At 68.7% G+C, this 726-nt stretch carries 1 protein-coding gene; it reads right to left on the bottom strand.

Features of this window, described 5'->3' with window-relative positions; all coding sequences use genetic code 11:
- A partial coding sequence (locus A9X01_RS22780) for an SDR family NAD(P)-dependent oxidoreductase (RefSeq protein ID WP_436405294.1) occupies positions 1–468 on the bottom strand: 468 nt, incomplete at its 3' end.
- Positions 469–726: the final 258 nt, after the last annotated feature.

Genomic DNA, 726 nt, shown 5'->3' with positions numbered 1-726 from the left:
GCTGACCACCACGATCGAGCCGCCGTTACCGGCTTCGATCATCGCCGGGATCGTCGCCCGCAGGGTCCGCCAGGTGCCGGTCAGGTTGACCCCGATGACGGTGTCCCACTGTTCGTCGGACAACTCCCAGACCCGGCCCCAGCCCAGCACGCCGGCATTGGCCACCACGATGTCCAGCCGGCCGAACTGTTCGACGGCGTCGGACACCAGTCCGCGCAGTGCCGCGTCGTCGCGGATGTCCACCTCGCGGGCCAGCACCTTGCGGCCCTCGGCCTCCACCGCACGGACGGTTTCGGCGAGGTCTTCGGGCGTGGCGGGCGGGTAAGTCACGGTGTCCGAGACCGGTGCACAGATGTCGGACGCGACGATGTCGGCGCCTTCCCGGGCAAGCCGCACCGCATGCGACCGCCCCTGTGCACGCGCGGCGCCGGTAATGAATGCCACCCGTCCCTGCAGTGATCCAACCACGTGCTGTCCTTTCGCCGCTGTCAGGCTAGCAGCGAAACTGAAACGTGTTCTAGTTGCCCCGCAGGGGCTCTACACCCAGCCCGCCCCGAGCCCCGTGAACCGAACCGGGCTGCGAGATTTCGGGTCGAATTTCGCAGTCTGGTTCGGTTGGCTTGGCCGGCTCCGGTAGGGGCGGCGGGTGGCGGCTAGATTTCGGCGATGATCTGCGCCCGCCGGCTGGCGTACTCCTGGTCGTTGAGCGCACCGCTGGCGCGCAGC

Origin of the sequence: Mycobacterium asiaticum, from assembly GCF_001668675.1 — a bacterium.
Taxonomy (GTDB): Bacteria; Actinomycetota; Actinomycetes; order Mycobacteriales; family Mycobacteriaceae; genus Mycobacterium; species Mycobacterium asiaticum_D.
This window is presented reverse-complemented; position numbering and strand designations above follow the sequence as displayed.